Consider the following 14496-nt stretch of genomic DNA (forward strand, 5'->3'; position numbering starts at 1 on the left):
AGAGGATTCCAGACTGTGCAAACGGTTATTGAAGGATCTGAAGACAACACCATGCGCCATTAGCTCAATGGCAGAGCAACTGACTCTTAATCAGTGGGTTCGGGGTTCGAGTCCCTGATGGCGCACAAAGGTTCATTGCGAACACTAGAAAAGGGCCGAGACATCACGTCTCGGCCCTTTTCACTGTGCCTGCTTCGCGGGTGACTGGACGGAACCCTCATCTGTCGATTACCGGCCAGCACGTCGGTGGGGTTCTTGTCCCGGCTGCGTAGTTTTTGTGTGTGCATCCGGGCTAATTTCGCCCCATCGGTTTATTGCCGAGGTGCGGCTTCGATAGCGCTCAGTAGGTCTGCTTGAGTTCGCCGTCGGTGTTTTCAAGGTGCGAGCGCAAGAACCACTGGAACTTCTCAAGTTCGGCGCTTTGGCCGATCAGTATGTCCTCGGTGACAGGGTCCAGATCGGAGACGGCAGAGATCGCCTCACGCTGAGTCGAGATAACTGAGTTGTACACGGAGTTTAGTGCTGCGATGTGCTCGTTCGTGGTGGCACGTCCGAGTGGGTAGTCTTCCCAGGTGCGTGCTGCCACGAGTGCACCAGGCAGACCATTGGGTGCGACACCCAGGGTTGCCATGCGCTCGGCAAGCTCATCAATGAAGGTACGCACGATGTTGATCTGTGGGTCAAGCATTTCGTGCACGCCAATGAACGAGCGTCCGACAACGTTCCAGTGTGCGTGCTTCAACGTGAGTTGGAGGTCGTTGAAGGTGTGGATGCGCATCTGGAGGGTGTCGGCAACCTTGTGTCCGTCTTCCAGAGAGAGGCCTGGAACGGTGAATGGTGCGCGGTCGGCGTGTGTCATGGTCAAACTCCTAAGAGGTTGGGTCGGCGCTGGTGGTGCCGGTGAAGTCTGGTTACTTCACGCTATCGTGTACAACCCCGATGTGCAGCGGGAAGATTCCCATTTCATGCGGATTCAGCGCTCAGCCGAAGTCGTATGGGGAGGGAATTCCGCAAAGACCCGATGAGTAATCAGATCATCGTGCGGTGACGTTTTCCGATGCCGTGTGACGGACGATCAAGGGCAGGTCACTCGAATCGTGAGGCATCCCCTGAACCGTGTCGGACCACTTCGGGAGCACCGTTTGAGTAGTCGATCACCGTGGTGGGTTCGCTTGTCACCTCACCGGCCTCCACCACGATGTCGAGGACATGGTCCAGTTCATCCTTGATAACCCACCCCTCGCTCATCGGTTCGGTTTCACCGGGCAGGATCAGAGTTGAGGAGAGGAGCGGTTCACCCAGCTCACGCAGGAGTTCCTTGACGAAGGTGTGCTGTGGGATGCGCACGCCGACGGTCTTCTTCTTGGGGTGCGCAAGACGCCGGGGCACTTCCTTCGTCGCTGGCAGGATGAAGGTGTAGGGGCCTGGCGTCGCCGCCTTGATCGCACGGAACGCAGAGTTGTCCAAGACCACCAACTGTCCGAGTTGTGCGAAGTCGGAGCAGATGAGTGTGAAGTGATGCTTGTCGTCGAGGTGTCGGATGGCGCGGATGCGCTCTGCCCCGGAGTGATTGCCCACTCGGGTGCCGAGCGCGTAGCCGGAGTCGGTGGGGTAGGCGATGACGGCGTCGTTTCGAAGTGCCTCCACGACCTGCGCTACGAGCCGTGGTTGTGGGTCTGTGGGGTGAATATCAAGGAACTTTGCCATGTTTAGAGCCTAGTGCGAATCGTCTGCGAGCGAAACAGGGCCACGCGTTATGCGCGCTGGGCGTAAGAGAACGTATCCTTGTGGGGTGTCTAATCCTCGTGTAGCCCTAGTAGTCAGTGAACAACACCAATTCCTAGACCAGAACAACGCTGTTCTGGAGGAAGCCCTTGCACAGTTGGGTGTTGACGCCTCAACACACATCTGGTCCGACAAGTCAGTTGACTGGACTCAGTTTGACCTTGTTGTCCTACGTTCCACATGGGACTATTCCACTCGCCTTGATGAGTTCATTGCGTGGGCGAAGTCGGTTCCGAACCTCCACAACTCCGCGAAGGCGATTGAGTGGAACACGGACAAGGAATATCTCAAGACCATGGCGGACAAGGGTGTGGAAACCATCCGCACCGTATGGCTCGACCCGAACCGTCACTTCTCCTCGCAGGCTATTCACACTCGCCTTCCAGCGTTTGGTGACTTCGTTATCAAGTCAACCAAGTCTGCTGGTTCGCAGGGTGTGGCCCGCTATCAGGAGGCCACCGCGAAGGCTCGCACCACGGCCATCAACCAGGTGCGTGACATGCTCGCGGCCGGTCATTACGTGATGATCCAGCCGTACCTGTCCAAGGTTGACCAGGAGGGTGAGACCTCGGTCGTGTTCCTTGACGGCGAGTACTCGCACTCGTTCCTCAAGGGTGCAATGCTTTCGCGCGGTACGGCTCCGTCTGAGATCTATGTCGAGGAAGAGCTCAAGGACGGCGTTGCCGATGAACGCTTCCTCGGTCTTGCTCGCCAAGCTCTCGACGCTGCCCGCGAGATTCTGGGGGAGGAGGGCAACTTCCTGTACGCGCGCGTTGACATGCTCCCAAACGAGAAGGGCGAGCCAGTCCTTCTCGAGGTCGAGCTTGTGGAACCGCGTCTGTTCATTCGTCGTCACCCTGGCGCGGTCGAACGTTATGCTCGTGCGATTGCTGCCCGCGTGAAGTAATCCCAGGTTCGGTAACTCGGGGTCTGTGACCGCCCGAAAAGGGCGGTCACAGACCCCGTTTGCGTATGCAGATGAGCGACGAGTCCCACCAGGCCGGCACGGCAGAAGACCCAGCCAGGCTGGGTCCACAGAGGTATGGCAAAGGTGATGAATCGTCGCCAATCAGAAAAGGCAGAGTCGTTCCTGTTGCGGGTAGCCGTGTGACACGAAACCCTTGAAGCACCGAACCTGCAAGGGAGCCACCATGACCAGACAAGAAAAGAAGCACCGCAGCCTGCCGTACGACGACGCACTCGGTGAACCACTCGACGGCCGCGATTCGCAGCCCAGCGAACTCGGCGACCAAGACTATCCTGAGACGCTCGATGCCGGTGATCCGTTGCGCCACGATTCCAGGTCGCTCGCAGACCGCGGTATGCACGTGGAGTCGGATGGTGAGCTTGGGTATATGGAAACCCGCGCCGGACTGCGCGATGAGGAACGCGATGTGCCTTGAGACTACCTGCTCAATAATTTGACCATGTCAGTGATGCCGAACTGCTGAGCGATAGCGAGAGCCGTATGCGCGCCCGCGTCAGGGTTCGCTCCGGCTTCGAGCAGCAGGTCCAAGATCGCTGGGTCATTGCGGAATACCGCGCACGAGATCGCGGTCTGACCCATTTGATTGACCGCGTCCTTGGGCGCACCCAGTGCAAGGAGCGCACTGACCGCCTCGGGTTGCTGAGCGTATGCCGCGACGATGAGTAGGGTGTCGCCGCGTGCGTTGGATACGTCGATCGGTACCCCTGACTCGATCATCTCGCGCAACTCTGCGGTACGGCCGGTGCGTGCAAGGTCGAAAACGCCCTCGATGAAGGTGGATCGTTGGTCTTCTGGCAGGGAGGCAAGGAATGATCCGGTCATGCTTCTAGGTTACGTTGCATGCTTGGTGCCCGGGCTTTTTTCATTGACGACGATTCGGTCACGTCTGCTGTTTGCGTGCGGTTGGCGCCCCCGACAGGATTCGAACCTGCGACCTAGGGATTAGAAGGCCCTCGCTCTATCCAACTGAGCTACGGAGGCACATTGATTCTAGTGGATAAGCTGGCGTGAATCCGAATTGACCCGTTGAGTGAGGGATGTGTCACTCACATATCTTGGTGCAGGCCCACCGGTCGTAGAAGTACTTAAGTATGGCGGTTAACGCGCCGAAATATTCCGTGCAAGCATATGCAAGGAGCGCCCATGTCCATCGAGCAGACGATCTCGACTCTTCAGGAGATCGACAGGCTCGCGAAGCATGCCCAGAAGAAACTGGGCGCTCCCGATCTCCCGTACTACAGCATGTGGTTTAACTCCATGGTCGCCGAGGCCTTCGTGTATGCACGCGGTATGTGTAATGGGTCCACTGCCTATTTCAGTGAGAAAGACGTGGCCATCTGCATGTACGAGGTTGCCAGATGGAATAACTCGATTCTCATTGACCTGACCGCTGGCGCTGATGTCGCTGGACAGGAGCAGTATATGAGCGAGTTCGCACACGAGATCTTTGAAGACCTCCTGATCTGGCTACGGTCACTCGATGGTGTTGATGGCTCGCTTTAGTCACTGTGGATACACCACAACGTATGTCCGTCGTGTATGGACGTATGGCACATGTGCTGTTCAAGCGGTGGAATAACCGGTGAAAATCTCACAAAATAATGAGAACCTAGGCGGTGAACCTGCAATTGTCCTAACGGGCCAGCGCCATGCTGGGATGTTGCACTCCACACTCTTTCGCATCAGGAGATCAGATGACTCAGAACGGCCAAAGCCCAGTACCGGGCTGGTACGCAGACCCACAGAACCCCGCACAGTTGCGGTGGTGGGATGGACAGCAGTGGACCGAGCAGGTCCAGGCGGCAGGTGCTGCTCAGGCCGGCCAGCCAGCTTACGGCGGTGCAGACCCCTATGGTTCGGGCCAGTACAACGCGTACGGTGCTGGCGACCCGAACGTCTCGGACAAGAAGTTCTTGGTGGCCTGGCTGCTGAGCCTTCTGCTCGGTACCCTTGGTGTCGACCGCTTCTACGTGGGCAAGGTCGGTACGGGTATTTTGAAGCTCATCACTATCGGTGGTTTCGGTATCTGGGCACTGATCGACCTCATTCTGATTCTGACTGGCTCGTTCACGGACAAGCAAGGCCGCCAGCTCGGTGACCGCCCGCAGTCGATGGGCCTGTACTGGGGAATCACGGTCGGTCTGTGGGTGCTGGGGATTATCTACAACGCTGCAGTTCTCCCGGGCATGCTCGACGAATTCAACACAACGTTTGAGCAGCAACTCGAACAGCAGCTTCAGGAACTTGAGCAGTAGTTCGCCGCAATAAAGAGGTGCTCCCCGGTTGTTCCGGGGAGCACCTTTTTCTTTGTTCTGATTACCGACGATTCGGCACTTTCTAGCCCACTATCTAGTTGAGTGGTGAGCTGGTTGGTTACTCTTCGGTGTCCTCAGTTTCCTCGGTTGATTCGTCGGTTGCACCGTCATCGGTGGTCTCGTCCGAGGTCTCTTCTGGGTCAACTGGGGTGGTAGCCGTGGAACCTGGAGCGCCGAGTGTTCCGGCTTCCCACTGCTCGATTGCGGAGGTGTAGACGGACTCATCAATGCCACATTGACGTGCTTCGGTTGCGACCTTCTTGGTCAGACGATGTTTGCCTGCATCCTGTGCCTGCTCGATCGTGCCGACAACGATCTCGTTGGACTGTGATTCGCGTTGCAGGTCAGATACTGCCTCACACAGGTGGTAGACGCCGCCGCCAGCGGTCCAGTAGACCTCGTCCTTGCCGTTGAGGTGCAAGACCAGGTTCTTGTCTTGGCTGTATTGCTCTTGTGAGGCTGCGTTTGTCTCGACACCGGTATAGAACGCTCCACCGAACATCAATACTGCGACAACACCGATGATGCCCTTTTGCTTGGTGTCCATATTCTTGTTGGTGAACACAAAATACAGCAGCGGCAGGAAGGCGAGTGCGGCGATGAACGCACCGAGTTGATTCTGGACGAAGAATCGGACCTTGTCCTTTTCCGAGGCTGGATCTATTTTGTTGGACTTGCGCCACAACAACGAACCGGTGATTGCAAGAGCGCCGATAACAACAATGAGTCCAACAACCAACCAGGTGTTGATCTCTGGCTTTTGGAACTCTTTGTAAATGACCCAGAACTCAAGTCCTAGCGCGGCGAGCCAGAGGATAAAAGCGATAATTCGGAAATTACGGGCCTTCGCTTTTTGCTCGGGTGAAGCCTGCCAGGTGATCTCAGTGTTCGCTGACTTCTTCTTGGTAGTCGTAGAAGACGCTGACTTTGGCGTTGACTGTGCCTGCACAACCTTCTTTTTGGGCTTCTGGGAATCTGACACAACGGTGTCCTTTCAACTAGGGGAGTCGCCCTTGAGTATAGCCAGAGCGAACTGCGCGAACACCATGCCCAGGTGGTGAAATTTTGTCGCTGAACTCCCCATGCCACCAATGCGCAGTCGAGGGCGAACAAGTAAGGCAAACCTGCAGGATCGTCGCCAGTAATGAAGATCGCCTCCGGCATAGCCGGAGCGATCACGCTACTGGACGATCTCGGGATTCATCTGAAGTGCGCTCTCATATGAATCCACCACGTGCTGGCATACGAGATCGTTGAGGAGTTCCTCGTCGTTGGCGCGCATTGCACTGAAAATCTCGACATGCTGACCAAACACTCGCTCGACATCAGTGTGCTGAGACAACATCCAGACAATTCGGGCTTCGATTGTCTCCATCATGCGGTTTGCGATCTCAGAGTTTGCGATCTCGACGCAGATGGTGTGGAAATGACGGTTCAAGCGCATGGCATCCTCAATGGCGCCCGCATCGATAGCGACGCGCGTCTGGTCGAACAGATCTTCAACTCGCCCGGTTGTCTCATCATTTAGACGGAACATCGCGCGCCGAAACAGCAGGACTTCCAGCGCGGTGCGAATATCAACGAGTTCGTCCAACTCCTCATGCGTGATCTGGTGGACCACCATACCGCGGCGTGGCCGAACATCTACTAGACCGTCCCGGACTAATTCGCGTAGCGCCTCGCGAACAGGAACACGAGAAACTCCCAACTCGTCTGCAACAAAACGTTCAACAAAACGGTGGCCAGCTTCATATTCGCGTTCAACAATTCGACGTCGCAATTCTGCATACACGGCCTGACTCAATGTTTGAGCCTCCGAATCGACTGAGAACTTTGGAGCTATTATTTCCTGCTCACGAGAAAGCGCCTCAGTAGATCCGGAATTAGGTGTCTCGAAATCGTGGGACATGCATAGATGCTAGCAGAGAGCGTGATAACGCCAAGATGATGAACACATGGGACCGGTCAAAGATGAGAGAATTCAACTCATGACCGCCAACGCTGAGCAGCCGACCGAACTCGCCACCGTCGAAATCTGGACCGATGGAGCATGCAAGGGCAACCCCGGTATCGGAGGATGGGGTGCCTGGCTTAAGGCTGGCGGACACGAAAAGGAACTGTGGGGTGGGGAGGCCCACACCACCAACAACAAGATGGAACTGACCGCCGTCATCGAGGCGCTCGCAGCACTCAAACGCCCCTGCAACGTGACCCTCCATGTGGACTCCACCTACGTCATGCAGGGCATCACCAAGTGGATCCATGGCTGGAAACGAAACAACTGGCGCACCGCTGATAAGAAACCAGTCAAGAACGCTGACCTCTGGCAGCGACTTGAGCAAGAAACCACTCGGCACACAATCGAATGGAAATGGGTGAAAGGCCACTCTGGAGACATTGGAAATGAGAAGGCGGACGAACTCGCCAACCGAGGCGTCGACCAGGTGCGCGCCGCACACCAATAGCCTCCACCCAGCCACGGTCGATGGGCCATTTTTGGTCCGAGTGCACGCAAAAAGTTGGTGTATCCGGACTATTTTCTGCCCATCGAGTTAAGCCCATAAACCTCACCCCAAGACTGCTGGTTGCGAGCAAACCCACAGCCAAACCCGCACCAACACGCCCCCTCGAACGATAGCCTAGATACGTGATTGAGATTAAGAACGCAGAACAGATCGAAAAGATGCGCGCCACCGGCCGCGTCGTTGCCACCGCATTGGCAGCGATGGAGGAAGCTGCGACCGTCGGAATGACGCTCAAGCAGTTAGACACGATCGGCGCGCAGGTTCTCACGGAGGCCGGTGCCACCTCTCCGTTCCTCAATTACCACCCAGACTGGGCACCAACTCCCTTCCCCGGATCCATCTGTGCATCCGTCAACGATGTGGTCGTGCACGGCATCCCTGGTGACTACGTCATCGAGGACGGGGATGTGGTCTCGATTGACTTCGGTGCCATCCTCGATGGCTGGTGCGGTGACGCGGCGCGTAGCTTCATTGTTGGCACCCCACGTGAATCAGACCAGTTGCTCCTCAAAGCCACCGAGGAAGCCCTCTACGCGGGAATCGAACAGTGTCACCCCGGAAAGACGATCGGTGATATTGGATACGCCATCAACGGAATCGCCAAGAAGAACAAACTGGGCAACCTCTGGGATCACGGTGGGCACGGAATCGGTACTGAAATGCACATGGACCCGTTCGTTCCCAACGAAGGGCGACGCGGTAAGGGCACCAAACTCGTAGAGGGAATGGTTATCTGCATCGAACCCATGTTCATCCTTGGGAAAAAGGGCGACTACTACTACCACGAAGACGGATGGACCATTCTCTCCGCGTCCGGTGGTCGTGCAGCGCACTTTGAACACACCATCGCGATCACCGCGGACGGACCAGACATCCTCACGAGGCTCTGATGCCAGCGGCAACCGACCGGATCATATGGATCGACTGCGAGATGACCGGACTCGACCTTGAACACGACGCGCTCGTCGAGATCGCGGCAGTGGTCACCGACGCTGACCTCAACGTACTCGGCGATGGCGTCGACGTTGTTATCAAGCCACCAGCCGAAGCGCTTGAGAACATGGGCGAGTTCGTGCGCAACATGCACACTGCATCAGGGCTGCTCCCTGAACTCGCTCAGGGGGTCACACTCGCCGAGGCCGAATCTCAGGTACTCGAATACCTTCGCGAACACGTTCCCGTAGCAGGCAAGGCACCCCTTGCAGGTAACTCGGTTGCCACAGACAAGATGTTCCTCGAACGCGACCTCAAAGAACTCACCGCGTTCATGCACTATCGAATCATCGACGTCTCGTCCATCAAGGAACTCGCACGCCGCTGGTATCCACGCATCTACTTTGCCGCACCCCAGAAGAATGGCGGACACAGGGCGCTTGCGGACATCCTCGAATCCATTGACGAGTTACGCTACTACCGGTCTGCAATGTTTGTGGCTCAACCCGGCCCTGACTCCGTGCAGTCCAGAACGATAGCGGCACAAACCGTAGACACCTCAATCTCCGGAACCATCGCCGTTCCAGACTCGTATCGTCAAGGATTGCAGCGCTAAGCAATTGGCTGTGACAACCGGTGACAGGGTTCATTTCCCCTGTTCAACTGGTCCGGCAATGGAAGCCTGTTGTCGTGGTGTGGATCACGCCCTGGTGGTTTCCTTTTCCGCCGCAGATCAATGTATGCTTTTAAACGTCGCGGGGAACCGTGAGTTCACGGGAACTTAGTTTTCTAGGTTTCACTGAACATGGTGGGTATAGCTCAGCTGGTAGAGCATCGCGTTGTGGTCGCGAGGGTCGCGGGTTCAAGTCCCGTTACTCACCCCAAGAAAACAGCAGGTCGCATGATGTAAGTCATGCGACCTGCTGTTTTCGTTGTGCTGTGGAAAACTGATTGAGGTCCCATCCGGACAGGTGAGGTTGTCGACGACGTGGTTACGCCTACTGGTTGACGCGGACAAACGGTTCGTTGAGAGACGCCAAACCGTTGGGTTGTTTTTGTTCCGGGCGCGTTGTCTTTGTGCGTGCACCCGGAACAGTTTTGCCCCATCGATGTTAGGCACCATGGAGGGGCGACGAGAAGCAGCAGCGACCATGATCTGGCCTTGGGATCAATGCTGTGCTCCTGGCAGGGCCGACCGTGTCGGAGTAACGTCTACATGGAGTGCAGCGACGTTGCTGCCGACAGGGGAGGCCAATATGATCACCATTCCACCCTCGCTAGTGGAGCGACCGGAGACACCCTACGTGGCAGTTGCCCGCCACGTGTCGATGAGCCAACTGGATGAAGTGATTCCACAGGCGATCGATGAAGTGGCGGCATGGCTCACAACGCAGGGGATTGAACTCATCGGTGCGCCGCTTATCCGCTATCGGGTGATCGACATGAACAACCTTCTCCATGTGGAGATTGGCTGGCCCCTTGAAACCCCACTCGAGGCGCCACCACAGTTCATCGTTGATGTGTTGCCAGCCGGTACTTATGGTTCTGCCACCTATCGTGATGTCAGCGAAGGCGTGGCAGGGAATGCTGCACTCCTTGGTTGGGGAAACGATACGGGTGTTGCGTGGGACTATCGAGCCATAGACGAGGGTGATGTATTTGCCAGCCGTGTCGAGTTCTTCCTGACTGGGCCAGAGGACGACTCGGACCCTACTACCTGGTTGACCGAGGTGGTCATTAAAGTCGCAGAACGCGAGACGACATGATTGAGGTAGGGGATACCGACACATCAGACAGTCTGTGGCCTGACGGCAAAGCGGGCAGTCCACAGTAATCATGGCAGTCGGACGTAACTGTGTGATGGAAGGCGACATAGTCCAGGCGTAGTGCGTTCACCGATGATTGCGAGGCTTGGCCGTGATACTCCTCAAGACCCTGGGACGACTGGTCTCAATAGTGGCGCTGTCCTTTGCACTGGCTGCGTGTGGTGGCATCGCACGAGAGATACCCGATGAAACTGATCCTGATCAAACGGTAGTGGATCAGCCCATCGAGTATGCGACATTACCTGGCGATGTTGGAATTTGGCAGTTGCCGGAAGACACGAATGTCACAGCGGAGACAACCTCGTTCACCATTGAGGTGACGCGACTGGCGTGCGCAAGTGGGGTGACGGGGGAGGTGCTTGAGCCTGCCATTGAAGTCACGGACACCACGGTGATTATTGTGGCGCGAGTGAGCAAGCAGGACGACAGGGAGTATGAGTGTCCGAGCAATGATTGGGTTCCAGTCGCTGTGAACTTGCCGGAACCCATCGGACAGCGACAACTCGTGGATGGGGAATGCGAATTGGGTGAGTCTGGATATGTATCCGACTGCGAGGACTCTATGCGGTGGGACCCTGAAAGCGGTGTCTCTGCTCGCTTGTTCTAGCGTGTCCGTGTCTCATTGATCGCAACGGCGATGGGTTGTGGATGCCTAGGCCGTTCTTACAAAACCCGTTAGGCCTAGACGTTGCGATACTGTTGCTCGTCCTTGCGATCTCGCGCTGAGATCCCGAGTGCACGCAGAGCGTCGAGGGCGTCGGCGGCCGCGCCGGATTTCGCATCGGCGAGTGCGCGGTGTCGTTTGAGAAGGAGTCGGTCGGCTTCGGCTGACAAGTCGCCTGAACCTTCGATCCATGTGTGGAAACTGTCCTCGTATGGGTCTGATTCGCCCCTCCACTTATAACCGAACGCGGTGAACGCCTCGCGTAACTTGGCGTGAAAGTCCTTGTCTGTTCTGGTGCGGGATACCTCGACGTCTCTTGTGCCCAAGATGACCAGTTCGCTCTTGTCAGCAAACGCGGATGTGATGCTCTCTCGGGGGAGGCGTCGGCTGGTGGGCTTGCGCTAAATGGTGACGCCTTCACCGTCCACGATGACCGCGCCGACATCCTTCTTCCATTCCTCAACTATGATTCCACCACCGATGAATCCCGCCACGATGAGCACGGGCACCAGTATGGCCAGCGGAATCCCGGACAGCAGTTCGAGTAGACGCGGTGCGTCGTTGAACAGTGAGATCAGCCAGTTCACCAGAGGGCGCGTGAGTACCGCTACGAGAGAGCCGAGGACTGCTCCGGCTAGTTCGATCCGGCGCGCCCACACGGGTGGAACCGTGACCGTTATTGGTGCGGAGGGCGTTGAGTCGCTCATGTATTTCCTTCAAAAGTGTGCTGCTGGTAGAACCGTGAGGTAATGGCGCAGCCCAAGTATATGTCTGGTCCGTGGCCGCTGCTTGACGCTGGTTAACCTCCTGTCTCACGCTTCAGCCTGCACCTTCACAGGAAATACACGCGCTGTTACGGTGGTCACACCAGTAACCAAAGGGAATGAGGGATCAATGTCCGAGAACTATCCTCCAACGCCAGACTCGAACGCCAATCAGGGTGGTGCAAACCCGTATTCAGGGGCAGGTAGCGGCTACACGCCTGGATCAAACAACGTGCCGAACCTGGCGGACCCGAATTTCTTCAAGGCGCTGTTTGATTTCTCGTTCAGCCAGTTCATCACTGTCAAGTTTGCGTCATTCATCTACGCTGCGGCCCTGATCCTGGTCGGATTGGGATATGTCGGTGTCGTGATCTCGGCGCTGTCGCAGAACATCTTGGCTGGCTTTGGCGCGCTCATCTTCGGTGCGCTTGTGGCGCTGCTCTATGTCATCTTCATCAGGATCGGCCTCGAATTCTCCGTCGCCATGATCCGTACCGCGCAGAACACCGCCAAGATCGCGGAGAAGCAAGACTGACCCGCAGCCTCACGAAGGTGTCGCATCCTGTCGGGTGCGGCACCTTTGTTTTCTGGTCCTCGACGTTGTGCTCTGCGGAGCACAAGCGGAGTTCGATTGCCGACGATCAGCCTGGGAACAGCAGCAACTCCCGTTCTGTTGAGTGCGAGTTGGCAAAATGATCAGGCTGAAAGGCGACCCGGAGGGAGAGGGCGACCGGCTCGTCGAAAAGCAGAGAAAACAAACTTGCGGGGCACAACTCCCCATCGTTTTGAAAGTGGTGTGGGTGACTGTGCCCGAACACCCCTGACGTCCCACGGGAATACGGGTCTGGACGGGCTAATATTGCAATACAGTGCAGCAACAAGGAGGTCGGCATGGCTGATGAGAAACACAAGGAGCCAACCCACGAAACTCACCTCGGCGTCGATGCCTGGGTGGAGACGGGTGAAACGGATGCGGAAACTGAGGGATTCCTGTCCGCAGCTCGCATCCTGGCTGGTGAAGAACCAGAAGATGCACCTGGTGAGTAAGAACTAGACAGACAACGATCAAGGAACGCGTGGGAGCGGTGGCACAGATTAAGAGCCAGCAGACTATAGGGAGTTCGGTCTACGGCATCGTGAGCGATCTTCGCGCGGACACAGCCTCCCTCGCGTTCCCGATCCCCATTCCCGGTGCTACCGAGGCCTCAGCAGCGCAGACGCTGCTCATGGCGCAGCTCGACGACCACCTGCTACCGCGTCTCGCAGAGTTGTCCACGCCGGCGATGGTCGTCGTTGCAGGGTCCACGGGGACGGGCAAATCCACGATCACCAACTCGCTCGTGGGCGAGGAGCTCAGCCCTGCCGGGATCAAACGGCCCACGACCGTGGAACCGATCCTCGTGGTGCATCCAAGCGACAGCGAACTGATCGACAAAACCCCTATCGGGCGTGAGGTGTCGGTTGTCACCAGTGCCCGCGTCCCACGCGGCGTTGCGCTGCTGGATGCGCCCGACCTCGACTCGATCCGGGACGAGAATCGTGCGGGAGCACGCAAACTGCTCGAAAGCGCAGACCTGTGGCTGTTTGTCACGAGCGCCCAACGATACGGTGACGCGCTTCCGTGGAAAACATTGACGAGCGCGGTGGAACGCGGCACGAACGTTGCCATGATCATGAACCGAGTCCCAGCCGCCTCCGAACAGGCGGTCGTCGCGGACCTGCACAAGCGGCTCGTGAGCTACGGATTGGGCAAGGCGCCGCTGTTCGTCATCGCGGATCAGGGACCACACGAGGGTCTGCTGGCACCGGAGACCGTCAAAGAGGTGCGCAACTGGCTTGAAAACGTGGCGGGACAGGACCAAGCCCAAAAGGTCATCGTGTCCACCCTGAAAGGGTCGCTTGCAGCCTTGCCGCCGCGCCTTATCTCGCTCGCGGATGCCACCGACCAGCAGGTCACGGCAAAGAAGAACATCGTGATTGCCGCGCGTCGGCTGCTCGTGCGCACAGTCCAGGACATTCGCACGGCAGTTGCCGATCACCAACTCTTGGATGGCGCGGCCGAGGCAACCTGGTCGCTGTTCGCGTCAAAGGCACGACTGGACAAGGTGCTTGACCGCAGCGGATACGCCAAAGGCTCGGCCCGTCGCGTGCGCGCTCGGGAGGAAGCCGCAGCAGAGGTTCTCCCGGACCTGCGCTCGGTGCTTGTGGCTGCCGGACTCGACACCGTGGAAGAGTCACGTGCCAATCTGCGTGAAGGTCTCACCGAACTCGACGGCGGATCGCTGCTCGAGGTCTCATCGTTCCCACACCGTGGCAACGAGGTTGCAGCGGTCATCCAACTATGGACTGATTCCGTGTTGGTGCTCCTGGAGAAGTTCACCGAGCAGACCACAACCAAACAGGTACAGGCGGCAACCAAGAATGTTGGCATGAGCGCACTGCACGTCATCCTCACCGCCGCAGTCCTCGGACAGGCAGATGCCAGCGAACTGGTACGGATGCTACTAGGGAACGAAAGCCAAACGGTCGTCGATGAAGCCCGTGCGGAACTCGCCGACCACTATGATCGTCTGATACTAGGGGAGTACGTGTACGTGACCGAGCAACTCGATGAACTCGGTTTGGAAGACGGCTCCTCCGCGCGAATTCGGGTGCGCGTTGCCGAACTCAAGAAAATCCGCTGACAGGACCGGAGG

At 57.3% G+C, this 14496-nt stretch carries 18 protein-coding genes, 3 tRNA genes and 1 pseudogene; 14 read left to right on the forward strand and 8 right to left on the reverse strand.

What is annotated here, in order from left to right:
- Window positions 1–53 precede the first annotated feature (53 nt).
- Window positions 54–125, forward strand: a tRNA-Lys gene (locus ACFSYH_RS10755).
- 215 nt (window positions 126–340) lie between these two features.
- On the opposite strand, the gene ACFSYH_RS10760 is transcribed toward ACFSYH_RS10755, so the two are convergent.
- The gene (locus ACFSYH_RS10760; protein ID WP_377466958.1) at window positions 341–859 is read right to left on the reverse strand and encodes a Dps family protein; all 519 of its coding nucleotides are present in this window, start codon (window positions 857–859) and stop codon (window positions 341–343) included.
- A gap of 227 nt (window positions 860–1086) precedes the next feature.
- Window positions 1087–1707 carry an L-threonylcarbamoyladenylate synthase gene (locus tag ACFSYH_RS10765; RefSeq protein WP_377466959.1) on the reverse strand — a complete coding sequence of 207 codons (621 nt, stop codon included), beginning with the start codon at window positions 1705–1707 and terminating at the stop codon, window positions 1087–1089.
- Between the two features lie 85 nt (window positions 1708–1792).
- Between ACFSYH_RS10765 and ACFSYH_RS10770 the strand changes: the two genes are divergently transcribed.
- Entirely contained in the window at window positions 1793–2692 is a 900-nt protein-coding gene (locus tag ACFSYH_RS10770) for an ATP-grasp domain-containing protein (protein ID WP_377466960.1), read from the forward strand.
- Between the two features lie 244 nt (window positions 2693–2936).
- The gene (locus ACFSYH_RS10775; RefSeq protein WP_377466961.1) at window positions 2937–3188 is read left to right on the forward strand and encodes a hypothetical protein; all 252 of its coding nucleotides are present in this window, start codon (window positions 2937–2939) and stop codon (window positions 3186–3188) included.
- Window positions 3189–3190: 2 nt separating this feature from the next.
- Here ACFSYH_RS10775 and ACFSYH_RS10780 read toward each other — a convergent pair whose 3' ends face one another.
- Both ACFSYH_RS10780 and ACFSYH_RS10785 read right to left on the reverse strand, forming a co-directional pair.
- Complete coding sequence (locus tag ACFSYH_RS10780; protein WP_377466962.1) at window positions 3191–3595, reverse strand: ankyrin repeat domain-containing protein; 405 nt, start codon at window positions 3593–3595, stop codon at window positions 3191–3193.
- A gap of 82 nt (window positions 3596–3677) precedes the next feature.
- Window positions 3678–3754 (reverse strand) — tRNA-Arg (locus ACFSYH_RS10785).
- A gap of 162 nt (window positions 3755–3916) precedes the next feature.
- Here ACFSYH_RS10785 and ACFSYH_RS10790 point away from each other — a divergent pair.
- Window positions 3917–4276, forward strand: coding sequence for a hypothetical protein (locus tag ACFSYH_RS10790; RefSeq protein WP_377466963.1), 360 nt, complete (start codon window positions 3917–3919; stop codon window positions 4274–4276).
- Between the two features lie 191 nt (window positions 4277–4467).
- On the forward strand, window positions 4468–5028 hold the full coding sequence (locus ACFSYH_RS10795; protein ID WP_377466964.1) for an NINE protein: 561 nt from the start codon (window positions 4468–4470) through the stop codon (window positions 5026–5028).
- Window positions 5029–5146: 118 nt separating this feature from the next.
- Here ACFSYH_RS10795 and ACFSYH_RS10800 read toward each other — a convergent pair whose 3' ends face one another.
- Both ACFSYH_RS10800 and ACFSYH_RS10805 read right to left on the reverse strand, forming a co-directional pair.
- On the reverse strand, window positions 5147–6070 hold the full coding sequence (locus ACFSYH_RS10800) for a hypothetical protein (protein WP_377466965.1): 924 nt from the start codon (window positions 6068–6070) through the stop codon (window positions 5147–5149).
- A gap of 198 nt (window positions 6071–6268) precedes the next feature.
- On the reverse strand, window positions 6269–6997 hold the full coding sequence (locus ACFSYH_RS10805; RefSeq protein WP_377466966.1) for a GntR family transcriptional regulator: 729 nt from the start codon (window positions 6995–6997) through the stop codon (window positions 6269–6271).
- A 79-nt stretch (window positions 6998–7076) separates the two neighbouring features.
- Between ACFSYH_RS10805 and rnhA the strand changes: the two genes are divergently transcribed.
- The 6 genes from rnhA (at window position 7077) to ACFSYH_RS10835 (ending at window position 10979) form a co-directional block, all read left to right on the forward strand.
- Window positions 7077–7553, forward strand: coding sequence for a ribonuclease HI (gene rnhA, locus ACFSYH_RS10810; RefSeq protein ID WP_377466967.1), 477 nt, complete (start codon window positions 7077–7079; stop codon window positions 7551–7553).
- Window positions 7554–7735: 182 nt separating this feature from the next.
- Window positions 7736–8503, forward strand: coding sequence for a type I methionyl aminopeptidase (gene map / locus ACFSYH_RS10815; protein WP_377466968.1), 768 nt, complete (start codon window positions 7736–7738; stop codon window positions 8501–8503).
- A complete protein-coding gene (gene orn, locus ACFSYH_RS10820; protein WP_377466969.1) occupies window positions 8503–9162 on the forward strand; it encodes an oligoribonuclease in 660 nt (219 codons plus the stop codon). The genes map and orn overlap by 1 nt, the downstream gene beginning before the upstream one ends.
- 192 nt (window positions 9163–9354) lie before the next feature.
- Window positions 9355–9430, forward strand: a tRNA-His gene (locus tag ACFSYH_RS10825).
- 372 nt (window positions 9431–9802) lie between these two features.
- Complete coding sequence (locus ACFSYH_RS10830) at window positions 9803–10312, forward strand: GyrI-like domain-containing protein (RefSeq protein ID WP_377466970.1); 510 nt, start codon at window positions 9803–9805, stop codon at window positions 10310–10312.
- Window positions 10313–10457: 145 nt separating this feature from the next.
- On the forward strand, window positions 10458–10979 hold the full coding sequence (locus ACFSYH_RS10835) for a hypothetical protein (RefSeq protein WP_377466971.1): 522 nt from the start codon (window positions 10458–10460) through the stop codon (window positions 10977–10979).
- A gap of 74 nt (window positions 10980–11053) precedes the next feature.
- On the opposite strand, the gene ACFSYH_RS14930 is transcribed toward ACFSYH_RS10835, so the two are convergent.
- Complete coding sequence (locus tag ACFSYH_RS14930; RefSeq protein ID WP_449301330.1) at window positions 11054–11206, reverse strand: CysS/YqeB C-terminal domain-containing protein; 153 nt, start codon at window positions 11204–11206, stop codon at window positions 11054–11056.
- 69 nt (window positions 11207–11275) lie between these two features.
- Window positions 11276–11743 (reverse strand): annotated as a pseudogene (locus tag ACFSYH_RS10845) (YqeB family protein); the annotation flags it as partial.
- A 187-nt stretch (window positions 11744–11930) separates the two neighbouring features.
- Here ACFSYH_RS10845 and ACFSYH_RS10850 point away from each other — a divergent pair.
- The 3 genes from ACFSYH_RS10850 to ACFSYH_RS10860 all read left to right on the forward strand — a co-directional run bounded on the left by ACFSYH_RS10850 (window position 11931) and on the right by ACFSYH_RS10860 (window position 14484).
- A complete protein-coding gene (locus ACFSYH_RS10850) occupies window positions 11931–12335 on the forward strand; it encodes a DUF4282 domain-containing protein (RefSeq protein WP_377466974.1) in 405 nt (134 codons plus the stop codon).
- Between the two features lie 356 nt (window positions 12336–12691).
- Complete coding sequence (locus ACFSYH_RS10855; protein WP_377466975.1) at window positions 12692–12847, forward strand: hypothetical protein; 156 nt, start codon at window positions 12692–12694, stop codon at window positions 12845–12847.
- A 38-nt stretch (window positions 12848–12885) separates the two neighbouring features.
- Window positions 12886–14484, forward strand: a complete 1599-nt coding sequence (locus ACFSYH_RS10860; RefSeq protein WP_377466976.1) for a GTPase — start codon at window positions 12886–12888, stop codon at window positions 14482–14484.
- The last annotated feature ends 12 nt before the right edge of the window (window positions 14485–14496 follow it).

The sequence above is a fragment of the Populibacterium corticicola genome (assembly GCF_042683685.1).
Lineage (GTDB): Bacteria > Actinomycetota > Actinomycetes > Actinomycetales > Cellulomonadaceae > Timonella > Timonella corticicola.